9 protein-coding genes are annotated in these 16,010 nt (G+C 64.2%); 5 read left to right on the forward strand and 4 right to left on the reverse strand.

Annotated elements, in window-relative coordinates; genetic code table 11:
• Positions 1–19 precede the first annotated feature (19 nt).
• Positions 20–1,648 carry an SEL1-like repeat protein gene (locus EWM63_RS22965; RefSeq protein ID WP_130188608.1) on the reverse strand — a complete coding sequence of 543 codons (1,629 nt, stop codon included), beginning with the start codon at positions 1,646–1,648 and terminating at the stop codon, positions 20–22.
• 3 nt (positions 1,649–1,651) lie between these two features.
• Complete coding sequence (locus EWM63_RS22970; RefSeq protein WP_130188609.1) at positions 1,652–3,712, reverse strand: phospholipase D-like domain-containing protein; 2,061 nt, start codon at positions 3,710–3,712, stop codon at positions 1,652–1,654.
• 196 nt (positions 3,713–3,908) lie between these two features.
• On the opposite strand from EWM63_RS22970, the gene EWM63_RS22975 reads away from it, so the two are divergent.
• The 4 genes from EWM63_RS22975 (at position 3,909) to EWM63_RS22990 (ending at position 10,090) form a co-directional block, all read left to right on the forward strand.
• A complete protein-coding gene (locus EWM63_RS22975; RefSeq protein WP_130188610.1) occupies positions 3,909–5,039 on the forward strand; it encodes a branched-chain amino acid aminotransferase in 1,131 nt (376 codons plus the stop codon).
• A 78-nt stretch (positions 5,040–5,117) separates the two neighbouring features.
• Positions 5,118–5,504 carry a cupin domain-containing protein gene (locus EWM63_RS22980; RefSeq protein ID WP_130188611.1) on the forward strand — a complete coding sequence of 129 codons (387 nt, stop codon included), beginning with the start codon at positions 5,118–5,120 and terminating at the stop codon, positions 5,502–5,504.
• A 392-nt stretch (positions 5,505–5,896) separates the two neighbouring features.
• On the forward strand, positions 5,897–8,986 hold the full coding sequence (locus EWM63_RS22985) for a TonB-dependent receptor (protein ID WP_130188612.1): 3,090 nt from the start codon (positions 5,897–5,899) through the stop codon (positions 8,984–8,986).
• A 333-nt stretch (positions 8,987–9,319) separates the two neighbouring features.
• The gene (locus EWM63_RS22990) at positions 9,320–10,090 is read left to right on the forward strand and encodes a DUF4261 domain-containing protein (protein WP_165390895.1); all 771 of its coding nucleotides are present in this window, start codon (positions 9,320–9,322) and stop codon (positions 10,088–10,090) included.
• A 259-nt stretch (positions 10,091–10,349) separates the two neighbouring features.
• Here the strand turns inward: EWM63_RS22990 and EWM63_RS22995 are convergent, their stop codons facing one another.
• The gene (locus EWM63_RS22995) at positions 10,350–12,143 is read right to left on the reverse strand and encodes a pectinesterase family protein (protein ID WP_130188614.1); all 1,794 of its coding nucleotides are present in this window, start codon (positions 12,141–12,143) and stop codon (positions 10,350–10,352) included.
• A gap of 109 nt (positions 12,144–12,252) precedes the next feature.
• On the opposite strand from EWM63_RS22995, the gene EWM63_RS32505 reads away from it, so the two are divergent.
• Positions 12,253–14,358 carry a hypothetical protein gene (locus EWM63_RS32505; protein WP_229487456.1) on the forward strand — a complete coding sequence of 702 codons (2,106 nt, stop codon included), beginning with the start codon at positions 12,253–12,255 and terminating at the stop codon, positions 14,356–14,358.
• A gap of 178 nt (positions 14,359–14,536) precedes the next feature.
• On the opposite strand, the gene EWM63_RS23005 is transcribed toward EWM63_RS32505, so the two are convergent.
• The gene (locus EWM63_RS23005) at positions 14,537–15,988 is read right to left on the reverse strand and encodes a pyridoxal phosphate-dependent decarboxylase family protein (RefSeq protein ID WP_229487457.1); all 1,452 of its coding nucleotides are present in this window, start codon (positions 15,986–15,988) and stop codon (positions 14,537–14,539) included.
• Positions 15,989–16,010: the final 22 nt, after the last annotated feature.

The raw sequence follows: 16,010 nt of genomic DNA on the forward strand, positions 1-16,010 counted from the left end.
GTCACGGCCCGAGGTTCAATCAAGCGCCCCGATCAGCATCGATATCGATTCCCTTATCCAGCAAATGCCAGGTGAGAAGTTCTTCCGGCAGGTCGAGGAGCCAGTCGCGCTGGGGATGCGGGAACGATTGGCCCTCGCGAATCCAGGCCTGCCGCCAATAGACGTTGACGATCTGCTGCATGGGATGTCCGGGATCGATCCATGGTTGCCAGATGCCCGTGACGGGGCAGGGCAGATCGCTGCCACTGGAGCGAAGCAGGACTGGATGTTCGACGTCTCGTGCCAGTCCACGCGCAGCGCGCGGCCGGACATCGCTTTCGTCTGCATCGACAGTGAGCCAGTGCTCCCACACCAGCCATGAGCTGACCGGCTTGCCAGTAGGCTCGTACACATGAGGGACATTGAAGCGCTCCCCTCGCGCATACAGGGCTGGCGACATGGCTGCCACGGTTTCTTGAATGGCAACCGGGGCATCGGGTGCTTGCGCTTGCCAGTAGCCGGCGAACGGCGCTGTTTTCTCCTGGGTATTTTCGCCACTGCGGCGCAGGTGGAATACGGGGTCGAGGTTCTTGCAAGCGGCCTTTTGCGATGGCGTGACCGTTTTCCCGGGGAGCGGTGAAAGGCAGGTGCCCTTTGCCGCTTCGATCAGCGTGTTGGTGTCGCCGTTCCACGTGGGCAGGTTCGCCGGGGGCAGGGGAAGGACCTGGTCGAGGTTGGGGTAGCGGATGTGGGGATTGAAATCCAGGTAATCCGCCAGGACGCGGTAGCGTTCACCACGGGCTTTATCGACAAACGGTACGATCATTTCCGACAGATCGAAGGGATGATCAAAATCGATGTACAGATGGTTTGCACACATGCTGCATCCCAGCTTGACTCCCAGATGCAGCGTTTGAAGCGCACGCAATCGTGTTTCTCTCGGGTCCGCGGCAATTATTTCGGCATGTGAGCCTTGTGGATGCAGATAGCGGAAATGTAGTGGATATGCCGCATCGCCGAACCCTTGTGCCAGAGCGCATTCGAACATCTTTGTCGCAATAGACATGTTTGCCCAGAATCCATCCTTTGGGCTATCCCAGACCGCGTTCATTTTGTTGGCCAGGAATACCATCGACTGAGGGTTCCCTAATTGTGCGGCTCGCAGCCAAAACGCATGTGCAGTCGTCGCATCCCCCGGCACGCCTGTGCCATTGCTGTAGTAGGTACCCATCCTGTCGTATGCGGCGGGAATGCCCAACCTCATCGCTTCTTCCACGAGTCTTAGAGCATCTGCCGTACCACGTGCGGGATCGCGTCCTTCGAGGTACAGGCTCGCGAGATTCAACATGGCTTTCCAGTGGCGCCGCTCGGCGGCCTGCCGGGTCAGTTCCACTATCTTCTTGTAGTCACGGTCGTCGACATAGATTTCGGGATCTTCGAGGGCGCGCGCTTCCAGGAACCAAGCTTCCGCTTCCGCGTCGATAGGCGGAATGTGTGCCGCTTCGTGTGTGCAGGCGAACGCAGGCATGTGAGGGTCGAACAACGGTAATTTCTCGTCGCGCGGCAATGCGTTGTTGCTTAGACTGTTCATTTGATATCCGAATAATAGGGTGAAAAGGGCTACCAAAATGGCGATCAGCTTCCTGACCAAGTGATGGCGGAACAGCATGGCTTACCCCAGCCGAATCGTTGAACTGCGTTCATCAGCAAGAGGCAGCAGGAAGCCGGTCAGCTTTCTGCCATTTTTTTTCTTTAGCTCGTTCTCGCGCATAAGTTCTCGGCAATCTCTGAAAGCCTTCTCAATCTCGGGTTGGCTCCCGTCCCCTCCATCGAACATCCCACCACTCAACTGCGACCAGATCCTCCGACGCAGATCTGTCGTCAATTTTGGATCGATCGTGGCAAGGTTCAACTCGCTGTCCGCCGTCATGCTGCGCTGATTCAGGTTGGCACTGCCCAATGTGCAGAACACATCATCCACAAGCAGCAGTTTTGAATGGATATAGATTTCGCGATAACGCCACTGCTTGCCATCCGAGCCGCAAGCGTTCAGCATCGCCGTACAGACCTTGATGCCGAATTCCCTCTCCAGCCTTTTGGGGTCGGGCTTGTCGATGCCATTGGCGTGCGCTACCACCTCTGGCAGCACATAGTGATGTGGCTGGGGCCGTCCGAACGTGCCATCGAGAGGATGTGCCGGTTCAGGCTTGATCGCCGCCACGCGCCTGTTTTCATTGTCGATCAACACCTGCTGTCCCTTCATCGCCCTTTGCTCCCCAAGATGTGCCAGCGCATCGTACGTGCGGGGAATCATTTCCGCGCGTTCCGGTACGGGGATAACGACGAACACATGGAGCACAGGCATTTGGGCGAGAGGTTTGCCCGCTGCGGTCCTGGCCTTGTTCCACAGCTTCATTACATGACGGCGTTTCTCCACCAGCCGTTTCGTCCATTCCTCATACTGGAAGTACTGGTTTTCAACGTAGAGATAACGGAAAGCCAGGCTGGCATTGTCGGCAGCCTTGAAATACAGCTCGCGTATCGACATGTCGCTTTCCGCCGGTTGCGTACGAACGATCTGGACGGTGCTATCGCCGGGGCAGGGTTTGTGCAGCAAGGCCGACGGAACCCCGGCGTTCTCCGGCGCGGCGTTGAAGTCCACGGCTGATCCGGCACCGTGTGCTTTAGATTTCGCCCTGTTCCACGCGCAAATGAAGTTGTTGTACAAGGAAACGAGGGCGCCGCCACGGTCGATGCGGCAGGCGTAGTCGCGAAATGGCTTCAATGTCCTGAAACCTCGTTCGCTTTCGCTTGCCTTCGCTGCGTCAGCGGGACTTACTTCTTCACGACGAGGATTCTCCAACCGATGCGATATGGTGTCCCAATACTCGCTCACGGAATTCAGGCCCATGACGTAACCCACCGCTTTCGCGCCGTCTGCGTGGTTGAAGTCGATCAGCAGGGGTTTCTGATGATGCGTGCCAAAGTACTCCATGCAGGCGTTCTCGGCGATTGCCGGCCGAGTGGCTTCCGTCGCCAGCTGCTCCTCAATGCTGTCTGGATCGCCGGTGTGCAAACGCAGTTCAATGTTTCCCAATGAATCACCGCGTGCGGCTTGATACCAGCTGAAGCAATATTCCGCGCGTGCCAGCAGGGGAATGGTCTCTTCATTGATGTCGAATAGGGCGCGCTGGTTCTTGAGCGGATCGGATTTGCCCTCTTTCGCCTGCGCATGCAGGCTGCGCAGGATGGAACTGCTATTGGCGGCGCTGAGTTTGGCGGCGTTGGGTTTCAATCCGCCATCCTGCCGCCATACATGCCGGTCATGCGTCATGCCGGGCATGTTCCGGGCCATGCCCGCCTTGGCGGCTCTCCAATCGAACCACACCAGCAAGCGTACACGCACGCCGCGGCGGCCAGCTGCGATGAGCAAGTCGCCGTATGTATCACCGCGCGGCCAGGTTTCATTGCGCTTGCGTTCCAGTTCCATCCCTGGATCGAAACCCCAGCAGCAGATGTCGATGCTGCATTGCGCATTGCGGATTTCGTTGGCGATGTCACGGAAACCCTCTTCTCCGCAGATGAACATCGTCAGCTTGTTGTTATGCGTGATGGGATGCGTGGTCTTTCCCTTCAGGTTCCGGTTTTCCAGCAGCCATTGCACAGTGCAACGGGCCGAACCGGTTGTCGCGTCCACGTAGGTTGTTTCAACGCGATTGATTGCATTGTCCACGGCAGCTCCTCGTTTCCAGCATAAAAATGCGTATGGGAAATGTACAGAGCAGCCGGCAGGAGAGTGTTGCTGAGCGTCAAGAGTTGACGTGCGAGGTTCGTCTGGATTTCTAACGTAGCCAATTGCCTCTTGCAGGCAGGCGCTTTCCGCTGGCCCTCAGCGTCAGGGCAATGGCCCATGTTAAACTCCGCCGACGATCAACTCGTTTCTCCGCAGTTTTCGATATGTCCTCCACTACCACGTTCAACATCACCCCTCGACCACCCCGGCCTCCGCCGCCGACCGTGAACAGAAACTGAAGGCCATCCAGTTCGGCCGCGTGTTCACCGATCACATGGCCGTCGTCAAGTACAGCAATGGCACCTGGCACGATCCGGAAGTGAAGCCTTACGGCCCGCTGTCGCTCGATCCGTCCGCTTCCGTGCTGCACTATGGCCAGGCGATCTTCGAGGGCTTCAAGGCTTATCGCCAGCCGGACAATTCGATCAGCCTGTTCCGCCCGGAGCAGAACGCCGAGCGCTTCAACCGCAGCGCGCACCGCCTGGCGATGCCGGCGATCCCGAAGGAGCTGTTCATCGGCGCGGCCGATGCGCTGGTCAAGCTCGACCAGTCATGGGTGCCGGGCGGTTCGGGCGAGAGCCTGTACCTGCGGCCGTTCATGATCGCCACCGATCCGTTCCTGGGCGTGCGGCCATCCAATGAATACCTGTTCCTGCTGATCGCATCGCCGGCCGGCGAGTACTTCCCGCAGGGCCTGAAGCCCGTGAGCGTGTGGGCCAGCAAGGAATACGTGCGCGCCGCGCCGGGCGGCACCGGTGAAGCCAAGTGCGCCGGCAACTACGCGGCCAGCCTGCTGGCGCAGGCCGAGGCAACGCAGCATGGCTGCGACCAGGTGATCTGGCTCGACGCAATCGAGCGCGAATACATCGAGGAAATGGGCGGCATGAACCTGTTCTTCGTGTACCGGAAAGAAGGCAAGCCGGTCATCGTGACGCCGCAATTGACCGGCACCCTCCTGCCGGGCATCACGCGTTCGACCCTGCTGCAACTGGCCGCCGACGAAGGCTACGAGGCCGAAGAGCGCCGGCTGTCGCTGACGGAAGTGCGCAATGCGATCGAATCGGGCGAGATTTCCGAAGTGTTCGCCTGCGGCACGGCCGCCGTCATCACGCCGGTGGGCCTGATCAAGGGCCGCGGCTTCGAGGTCACGATCAACAACAATGAAAACGGCCCGGTGGCGCTGGCCCTGCGCGATGCGCTGCTGGGCATCCAGCGCGGCACGGCGGCCGATACGCACGGCTGGCTGCACAAGGTCGCGCTGGGCTGAACTTCCCGGCGGGGCGCCGCCAACGCGTCGGCGCCCGTTATGGTACAAAGCAGGACCAGTAACCCAGAAGGAGCAAGCATGGCCGGATTCAGTATCAACCTCGAAGAAAAAACCCTGTCGAACGACAACTTCCGCGAAGTGCTGTTCACCACGCCGCAAAGCCAGCTGGTCGTGATGACCCTGCAGGCCGGCGAGGAGATCGGCGCCGAGCAGCATGATGACACGGACCAGTTCATCCGCGTGGAAGCGGGGCAGGGCAAGGCGATCCTCGATGGCGAGGAACATGCGCTGGAAGATGGCGTGGGCGTCGTGATCCCCGCCGGCACCCATCACAACGTGATCAACACGGGCAGCGAGCCTCTGAAGCTGTACACGCTGTACACGCCGCCGGAGCATCCGGACGGCACAATTCACAAGAACAAGGCCGAGGCGGATGCCTACGAGGCCGAGCACGGCCACCACTGACCGCCGTCAGGCGGCGCCCGGCGCCGTGGCAGCACAGGAAAGCGATACCGTCGAGGTATCGCTTTTTTTTTGCCAGTGCACCGCGTGCAGTGCGCCCGCAACGCCTGCGCCGCAGCCCGTCATTATTTTTAAGTAGTAACCAAAATGTCCAAATTGCAATTGATATGCGCTACCAAATGGTTGCGCATATCGCACTGGCCTGACCAATACGCAAGACCCCTGTCATAGGGGAACTTGCGCAGGAAATCAGCGCTGTTGCGCAAATGGTAGCGCTTAACAAACGATGTTAAAACATGTTGACATTGTGTCGTGCGACTCCTAAACTCGACTCCGCTGTGCTACCAAAAGGCAACAGATGGCACGGCAGTGCTGATAAAAACAGGAGACAGACCATGAATCATCGAACGACCGCCGGCCGGCGCGTCGCGCTCGGCTTGACCGTAATGGCAAGCCTGATCGCCCAGGCCTATGCCCAGGACGCCACCACCGCTACCGCTACCAATCCCGCCGACGCAGTGACGACCCCCGCGGCGGCCGACCCTGCGATGCAGACCGTGAAAGTCACGGGTTATCGCAACAGCCTGTTGTCCTCCGCGCGCGACAAGAAGGAATCCGTGGGCTTCCAGGATTCGATCAACGCCGAAGACCTGGGGAAATTCCCCGACAAGAACATCGCCGAATCGCTGAGCCGCGTGCCTGGCGTGCAGGTCGCGCGCGACGTGACGGGCGAGGGCATGACGATCCAGATCCGTGGCCTGGGCTCCTCGTTCACGAAGATCCTGCTGAACAACTCGCCGATCGCCGTGGCCTCGTCTGGCCCGATCGATGGCGCCAACACGAATCGCGAAGTCGACCTCGACCTGCTGCCGACCGACCTGTTCAGCAAGCTTACGGTGAGCAAGAGCCCGACCGCGGGCCAGATCGAAGGCGGCGCCGCCGGCGTCGTCAACCTGCGCAGCGCGCGACCATTCGACAAGGAAGGCCGCCAGCTGTCGATGGGCCTGACCGGCACGAAGCAGCATGTCGCCGACAAGGCGGGCTTCCGCGGCAACGTGATCGCGTCGAACACGTGGGATGGCAAGTTCGGCCTGCTGGGCGGCATCTCGTTCTCGCGCCAGGAAAACCGCACCCGCGGCTTCGAGACCGTGGGCTGGACCAATCCGAACCTGACGGCCGCGCAAAGCAATTCGCCGGGGCGCAACGCGACCGGCGGCGGCAACTGGACCATTCCGGCCGTGGTGCCGGCCAACGCCGGTAACGGCCTGGTGCCGGGCACGGCGATCGACCAGCAGTTCCTGCTGGCGAACAATCCGGGCCTGTCGATCGACCAGATCGACAACGCGATCGTGCCGCGCCTGGGCCGCACGATGGAATACTACGGCAACCGCGACAAGATTTCCGTCGTGCTGGCCGGCGAATACCGCCCGACCGAAAGCCTGCACTTCTACCTGGACACCATGTACAGCAAGAAGGACGACGACATGCAGCGCAACGCCTACACGTGGGCGGTGCGGAACAATGGGTCGATCCCGCTGAACATGACGGTGGACCGCAGCGACTGCGCGGCCGGCTGCGTGGCCACATCGGGCACGTTCGCCAACGCGCTGAACTTCATCGAGTTCGGCCCGCGCCGCGACAAGGTCGACCTGCTGGGCATCAATCCGGGCGTGGAATGGAAGATCACGCCGAAGCTGACGTTCGACGCCGCCGCCAACTGGAACCGCAGCCGCTTCACGCACGAAGCGCCGACGATCATGCCGATCACGGCGCCGAACAGCGGCAACACGATCACGTATGAAAACAATGGCGGCGTGCCGTCGATCGTGTCGAACCTGGACCTGAACGATCCGAAGAACTACCAGTGGGTGGGCGGGCGCGTCAACATCCAGAACGAACTGCGCGAGACGGAAACCAAGGGCTTCCACACGAACATGGCGTGGGGCGACAAGAAGCTGACGATCCGCACCGGCTTCGCGTGGGACGACATCAACCGCACCATCCGCGCGCAGGACAACTCCGCCGCGTGGCAGGCCGCCGTTTGCGGCAACAACCCGAGTGTGTTCCTGCAAGGACCGAACGGTGCGCCGCCGTGCAATGGCGCCAGCACCCCGGGCGCCTCGGCCGCGGCCCTGTACCCGGGCTATGGCACCGGCTATACGGCCGGCCAGAACGCCGCATTGACCTACGGCGGTTCGCTGATCCCGAACGCCGCGCTGCAGAACTACCTGATGCCTGGCCCTTACGGCCGCCTGGCGCTGGACTGGGACCGCTTCCGCAACGATTCGAACTACGACTACTTCAACAGCACGGCGCCGGATTCCGGCGCGTCGTCGACCGGCGCCAGCGCCGGCTACATCCGCGAGAAGTCGAAGGCGATCTACGTGGAAGCGAACGGCGAACTGCAGCCGGCAGGTTTCAACCTGCGCTGGAACGCGGGCGTGCGCTACGTGCGCACCGAGCAGCAGGTGGGCTCGCTGAACTCGACGGCCGATCCGCGCAACGCGAACCTCACGCTGAACGGCAGCAAGTATCCGAACATCAGCCAGTGGGTGTACCAGAACACGGAGTACAGCAACACGCTGCCTTCCGGTACCGTCGCGCTGGACCTGACGAAGGACGTGGTATTGCGCGCCGCCGCCTCGCGCAGCATGACGCGCGTGAACCCGAACGACCTGCGCCCCGGCATCAACTTCTCCGGCGTGTCGGCGGACGTGGGCACGATCGGCAACCCGGGCCTGAACCCTTACCTGTCGGATAACATCGACCTGGGCGTGGACTGGTACACGGGCCGCGAGGGCTACCTGTCGGTGACCGCGTTCCAGAAGCGCCTGAACGGTTTCACTGTGAACGAGAACATCACGATGCCGTTCTCGAACCTGGCGCAGTACGGGATCAACTACAACACGCTGATCCCGGCGCAGCAGCTGGCGATCGATTCGCGCGGCGGTCCGCAGAACGCGACCGTGGTGATGACTCGGCCGCGCAACGCGGACGGCATCCTGCGCATCCGCGGCCTGGAAATCGGCTGGGTGCAGCCGCTGGACAAGATCCTGCCGTGGCGCGGTTTCGGCTTCAGCGAAACGCTCACGCTGATCAACCAGAAGGCCAGCGGCGAAGGCTCGCAGGGCTTCATCGCGCTGGGCGTGCCGAAGAAGACCAACAACTTCGGCGTCTACTACGAGAACCACGGCTACATGCTGCGCCTGTCGCACACGTACTCGCAGGGTAGCCAGGTGGCCAACGCGAACCAGAGCGGCATCACGGCCGCGGCGCTGTACGGCCGCGACTACAAGCAGGCGGACTTCTCGTCGAGCTTCGAGCTGGACCAGATCTTCGACCGCGAAGGCCTGCCGATGCTGACCTTCGACATCGTCAACCTGAACAAGGCCAAGCGCAGCGGCTACTTCCAGTTCGCCAACGCCACGATGTCGCAATATGATCCGGGCCGCACGTTCGCCCTCGGTCTGCGCATGAAGTTCTGATGCGCGCGGTGGCGCCTCGCCCGAGGCGCCGCCATGTCCGTCCTGGCGCTCGCCCCATGCGGGGTGGGCGCCAGCATCCCCGCTGTTCCCGCCCGCCGCATCCTTTCCGAATTTCGCGCCCCGCACTGCGAATACTGCAGCGCCATACCGCCGGGACGCACTCCCGCACGCCGGCCATCCCCGATCCCGCGCCCTCCCATGCGTGAACCTCCCGATGGCATGTCGACGCCCGGCTGTAGTAAGCTGCGGCCGGCGAAGAGCCGCACCGGCAAGCGGTGCCGGCTCGACATTTTATGGACGCGCGATTGAAGCGCTGGATACTCAAGGATGTCCATGGCACCACAAGAATCGATATTGTGCATTCCAGGGGATTGGACGGATCGCCACGCCCTGCTCGAACGGATCATTCGCGATAGCGATGGTTACCTATGCCTTGGCCCGCTATTGATGCACATGGAGACCAAGGACAAGTTCGAGCTGCAGTTCGAGGAATTCGATACGCGTATGACCAGCGCATTTGCCAGCGCTGGGCGGCATTGGGAAGGCACTGACGACATGGACCGGATCGCCACGCACGCATCGGTCGTGTACCTGATCGGCGAGGGCGGCTCGCGAGCGAGTGCAGAGCGGCTGATGCTTGCGGGTGAGGGCTTGCTCAAGGCCGGCGGATTGGGCGTCAAAGTGGAAAGCAGCGGCGTCGCTCACAGCCCCCGCGCCTGGCGCGGCCTTGTCGCCGCCCGGCATCTGTTCGGTGTGCACGACGCCTTTGTCCTGTATGTGCGCGGCGCGCACGTCTACTCGTGCGGAATGCATCACTTCGGGCTCCCTGAGGCAATGGTCGACGAAGCCGATGTCGACGACGCCGCGGAACTGCTCCGGACCTTTACCCGGTATCTGCTCGACGAGAACCCGACGATCCGTGCCGGCCAGACCTTTGCGACAGCCGCCGATGCGCCGGTCTTTCGCATCGTCGAAGGCGTGCCGATCGATTATGATGCCGACTCGCTGTTCCGCAATCCCCATGGCATGTGGCGGCTCGAACTGATACGGCCCGATGTCCGCCCACGAAAGGCCGCCGCCTGGTGGCGTGGAATGCTGAACTGATCGATAGGCGCCTGCTCCGGGTCGGAACGCAGGTGCGATGCGGACATGCGATGCGGACATGCGATGGAATATGCAACTAACCGAATGTTGTGCGTAAGCTGGCCATGAACGCGCGGCCGTGGTGCGCGCCTTGCGCCGGTTCCACAAGTGTCGGGGTTCTCCCGGGCTTGCAAGGCAGGCCAGGCTATCCGGGCAAAATCGGCGTGGCATGCCGCATACCTGGACACCCGGACACCCGGACACCAGCCGCCATGCCCGCTCAGAGACCGACCGACACCGCCGCACTGACGACCCGCCCGCTGCCGTTCGACACCTCGACGGAATACCGCCCCGGCTCCCGCACCGAGACCACTGGGCCCATCGTGCCTTCCTTGCCGCCGCTGGTACCGGAAACGATCGGCTTCCCGTCCCGCAACCACCGGTACGCAGGCTCCGGCACGCCAGCCGCCCGCACGGTCAGCGTGACGCTGCCGGCTTCGGCCCCGGAAGCGGGGACCGCCCGTGGCTGCGCCAGGATGAGCGGCGCCAGCGCGGGCTTCCACCCGCCCAGCACCCAGGCCGGATCGCGGTATTGCGCGATCACGGCCGCATCGCGCGTGGCATCGAGCTGCCGGGAGCGTGGATGCCGGGCGCTGACGTCGACGGGCCTGCCGTCGACACCGCGGGAATTGAATTCCCAGAACTTCGCGTGCGTGGCGCCATCGCCGATATCGGCCCACCCGGCGGGGCTGATGCCATCCAGCGTGGCATCGATCAGCACGGCTTCGGCATACGGGTAGTTCCTGCCCTTGTTGTCGGGCAGCCGGGCGATCTCCGTCGGCCCGTCGACCGCCGTGAACCGGCAGCCCACGAACACGTTGCCGTGGTTCGCCGCGGTGTTCCGGATCCACATGAAGGCTCCCTTCGAGGCGATGTCGCATCCCTCGAAGAACGCCGGCCCGCGGCCGAGGATCGTATCGCCTTCGCCCACGAGCGTGAAGTGGCGATAGTAGGCGCTGCCATTGGTCTGCAGCGCATCGCCGGACCCGCGCACCGTCACGTGCGTGACGATATTGCGCGCGCCGTTCAGCAGCAGGCCCTCGGCCTGGCCCCTTGCCGTCGTTTCAATGGTCAGGTTGACGAGGGCGATGTCCTGCACGTTGTCCGCCATGAAGGCGGCGCGGCGCGACGGGAACGTGCCGGGCAGCTCGTTGGTGGCCACGTTCAGCGGATGGGGGTTGAACACCTCGTTGTTGGCGTAGTGGATGCGTACCTTGTCGCGATCCTCGCCCACGATGGTGAGATCGCGCTTGTTGCGGAAGTAGACGATTTCCTCGTAGTCGCCATTCTTCACCAGGATCGTGGTCCGTGTGCCTGGCCGGGCCGGCCGATCCGGCACGTGATCGAGCGCCCCCTGCACGGTCGAGAAATCGCCATCGCCGCGTGCGCTGACGGTGACGAGCGTCGCATCCTTCGCCGGGCCGTGGGGCTTTGTCGTGAAACGCCAGTCCTTGCCCGTGATGCCCTGGAACCCGTCACCGGCGAGCACGCCCGGATCGACCTGCACGTAATACTTCTTGCCATAGGCGAGCAGGTTGTGGTGCGGCGTGATCGCGGCCGTATTGCCCCGCACGATCACGGGATGGAAATGAAAGCCTTCCGTGAAGCCGCCGATGATCGTTCGCTGGAAGTCACCGGGCGGGTTGACCGGCGCCGGGTCCACGCCGGGTGTCGGCGTGCCCGGCTTCGTGTCCGCATTGGTGGGGCGCGGCCCGTCATAGGGATAGGCATGCGCGAGGTAGGGCGCTCGCGGGGCCGTGCGCCGCGTGGTCGGGCCAGGCGCGATCGACAGGTCCAGCGTGTCGACCAGCCGGTCGTCGGCGGCGTCGTAGATGCGCACCTGGCCGCGCATACCCAGGACGGGCGGCGTGTCGAACACGAGGCGCAGCTGCGTGTCCGGATTGACGCCGGCAGCGCCGGCGCGGGGCAGCAGCTCGACGGCGAGGGCGCTTGGCGCCAGGGCAGCGCAGGCAAGGGCGATAGAGAGCGACAGGATCGTGGCGGCGGGTTGCATGGGTCTCCTCGGTGTTTCCCCATTGTAGAGCGGGGTGTTCGCGAGTTGCGCTCAACGTTCCGATCATCCGTCGTATACTGGCTTTCCGACAATTCAAGCCAGCGCATCCATGATCATCAGCCCGGACACCGGCTTCTGGAACGAGGCCATCCAACAACCGACGGAGCGGCGCCACGGCCCCGCGCCGGACCACCTGGTGGCGGCGCTGCGCGCGTCGCATGCCGGCCTTTCGACCGTCGACGCGCCCGGCTTCGATGCCGACGTGGCGCAGGCCCTGGGCGACCTGCCGCCCGCCGTGCTCGCGCGGCTGCACACCTGCTGGCTGGGTGCCTATGTCGTGGAGGGACTGGAGCGCGAAGCGCTGACCGATCTCGTGGTGACAGCAAAGGGCGAGTTCCTTGGCATCGCCACGCTGCTCGATGCGGGCGAGCTGGCGAACGTCACCGCGAACGGCTGGGCCAGCACGCGCGCCAGCGCGGCGTTTCCCGCCTCGCCTTCGCTGATCGAAGTGCGGGTGGAGGACGAGGCGGCCGACACGCGCGCCAATGCGCTGCGCCTGCTGTTGCTGCACGAGGCTGGCAAGGCGCTGGCTGCCGGACGCCGCTTCATTCCCGACTGGTGGGCCGGGGCCGTGCACGGAGAATACACGTTCCTGCCGTTGTCATGGCGGGTGGACGACTCAGGCGCGGTTTTGCCAATCGCGCCCCTCGTACCGGTTGACGATGCGACGCGTGCCAGCCCCGATGCGGCTGCGGCCTACCGCGCGCTGGAAGATACGGCCTGGCTCACGCCGTTCGGCGCGCAGGGGCCGCTCGATGACTTTGCCGAAGCATTCGCGCTGTATGCGCACATCATGCTGTCGGACCGCCCCTATGCGGTGCGCGTCTTCGAGGGCGCCACGCCATACGACTACGCGCCGCGCTGGGACGCACCCCGACTGGCCGGCAAGCTGGCATTGTTGAAGCGCTTCGTGCCGGACGTGGCGCATGAAGCCGACCCGCAGGTGGCCGCGGCCGCGCTGCCGTTTGCGCCGCTGGTGGGCACGGCGCCGCTGATGCGCCGGGCCTTCAACAAGCAGGACATGGCGCCGGTGGCGCAGGCGCTGCTGGCCCGTGCGGAGGCCGACCAGATGGACGCGAACGCCTATCTCGACTTCGCCATCACGCTGCAGCTGACGGGCGATCGCGACGTGGCGATGGACGTGCAGGCCGAGGCGGTGCGCATCCGCCCGCACTACACGCTGCCGGCGCGGCAGGGCGAGATGCTGCGCCTGCTGGTCATCATGGGCCTGGGCGACCTGATGGCGAACACGCCGATCGAGTTCCTGCTGGAAGACTCGGACGTGACCCTCGAATTCCTCTACGTGACCGCCGACGCGCCATGGCCGGACGTGGTGCCCGAGCACGACGTGATGATGGTCTGCATGGGCGAGAACGACGTCAACCAGCCGCTGCTGGCGCGCCTGTCCGAATGGATCGCCGGGTGGCCGCGGCCGGTGATCAACGGGCCGGACCGGATCGCCGTGCTGTCGCGCGATGGCGTGTGCAATGCGCTGTGCGGCATCGATGGCGTGGAAATGCCGCAAACGGTGCGGCTGTCGCGCGAGCAGCTGGCCGCGCTGGCGGCCGCGCCCGACTTGCTGCGCGACCTGCTGCCCGATGGCGCGTTCCCGCTGATCGTGCGGCCACTGGGATCGCACGCCGGCCACGACCTGGACAAGATCGACACGCCGGCCGTCCTGGCGGCCTACCTGGAGCGGGTGCCGGCCGAACGCTTCTACCTGTCGCGCTTCGTCGATTACCGGGGTGCGAACGGCCTGTTCGGCAAGTACCGCGTGGTGCTGGTCGAAGGCGTGCCTTACCTGGCGCACTTCGCCAGTTCCGAACACTGGATGGTGCATTACCTGAACGCCGGCATGGGCGAGAGCGAGGCCAAGCGCGCGCTGGAAGCGGAAGCGATGGCGCAGTTCGATGCCACGTTCGCGGCCCGCCACCGCGCCGCGCTGGCCGAGATCGACCGGCGCATCGGCCTGTCCTACGTGGGCATGGATTGCGCCGAAACCCCGGACGGCAAGCTGCTCGTTTTCGAGGTCGACAACGCGATGATCGTGCACGCGATGGACGACGAAGCCATGTACCCGTACAAGAAGCCGGCCATGCGCAAGATTTTCACGGCGTTCCGGCAATTGCTGGAGAATGCCCGTACTCGCCGCTGACGCATCTGCCACTGGTGTCTGACACTATTTCCGGATGAATCTCCCGGAAACAGTGTCAGACACCGGTTTTTGCGTGCGCTGGCACATGGCTGGCGAACACCGGTGTCCGACACATTTTCCGGATGAAGCGCCCGGAAAAAATGTCCGACACCAGGCAACCGATCCTGGCACGTCCCGTCTACCGCGCCACCGCCAGCCGCCGCGCCGCCAGCTCCTCGAGCCCCTTCAGCATCGCATCGATATCGCGCCGCTCGCTGCGATGGTTGACGATCGCCACCCGGATGGCCACCTTGCCCCGCAACGTGGTCAGTGACGGCGCCGCGATGCCTGCCTCCTGCAGGTCCGCCACCAGCGCGGCATTGAAGTCGTCGGCATCCTCGCCGGCGACCTTGTAGCGGAAGCACACGATGTTCAGCGCGACCGGCGCCAGCAGCTCGAAGGCGGGGCGCCTGCGCACCTCGTCGGCCAGGTAGCGCGCGAGCGCGCAGGTGCCGGCGATCGCCGCGCCCATGCGGTCGGCACCATAGGCTTGCAGCGTGAACCACGTCTTCAGCGCGCGGAACGAGCGGGACAGGTCGGGCCCGAAATCGCAGGGCCACGGCGAGCCGCCGGCCATGCCGCGCGGTTCGCGCTTCAGGTAGCGCGGCGCGGCGGCGAAGGTGTCGCGGTGCAGTTCGCCGTCGCGCACCAGCACGAAGCCGGCGTCGTATGGCACCTGCGCCCACTTGTGGAAATCGAAGGCGATCGAGTCGGCCGCATCGATCCCGTCCAGCAGCGGCGCCAGTTCCGGCGACAGCATCGCCATCGCGCCGAAGGCGCCATCGACGTGGAACCACAGGCCGTTGGCATGGGCGATGGCCGCCACGCGCCGCAACGGGTCGATGGCGGCCGTGTCCACGGTGCCCGCGGTGGCGGCCACGAAGAAGGGCTTCAGGCCGGCCTGCACGTCGGCGGCGATGGCCGCTTCCAGCGCCGCGGTATCCATGCGGAAGTCGTCGTCGAGCGGTACCAGGCGCAGCGCGGCACGGCCGATGCCGGTCAGATCCATCGCCTGGGCAATGCAGTCGTGCGCCGCGGCGGACGTGTAGGCAACGAGGCCCTGACCCATGCTGGCCAGGCCGGCATCGCGCACCTCGAGCCCGAGCGCGCGCCGGCGCGCCACCAGCACGGCGATCATGTTGGCCATCGACGTGCCGGTGACGAAGATGCCGCTGGCACCCTGCGGGAAGCGGAACAGTTCGGCCATCCAGCGCGCCACCTGGCGCTCCACTTCGACGGGCACCTGGTCGCGGCCGCCCACGTTGGCGTTCAGGCCCGCCGCCAGCATCTCCGCCAGCATGCCGACGGGCGTGCCGCCGCCATGCACCCAACCGAAAAAGCCGGGGTGCGCATTGCCGACCGCATAGGGCAGCACGTCGTCCATGAAGGTGCGGTGCAGGGTGGCGAGGTCGGCGCCCTCGCGCGGCAGCGGCGAGCGCAGTCGTGCGCGCACTTGCGCCGGCGCCGGTTGCCACACGGGGCGCTCGCGCAGGTGTTCGAGGTAGTCGAACATATCATCGAGCATGCGGTGGCCCTGCTCGCGCAGCGCCGCCCAGTCGTCGGGATCGAGGGAAGTCTTGTGCTCGGCCATGGCAGCTCCTTGTTGGCATGGC

Source organism: Pseudoduganella lutea (assembly GCF_004209755.1).
In the GTDB taxonomy this organism is placed as follows: Bacteria; Pseudomonadota; Gammaproteobacteria; order Burkholderiales; family Burkholderiaceae_D; genus Rugamonas; species Rugamonas lutea.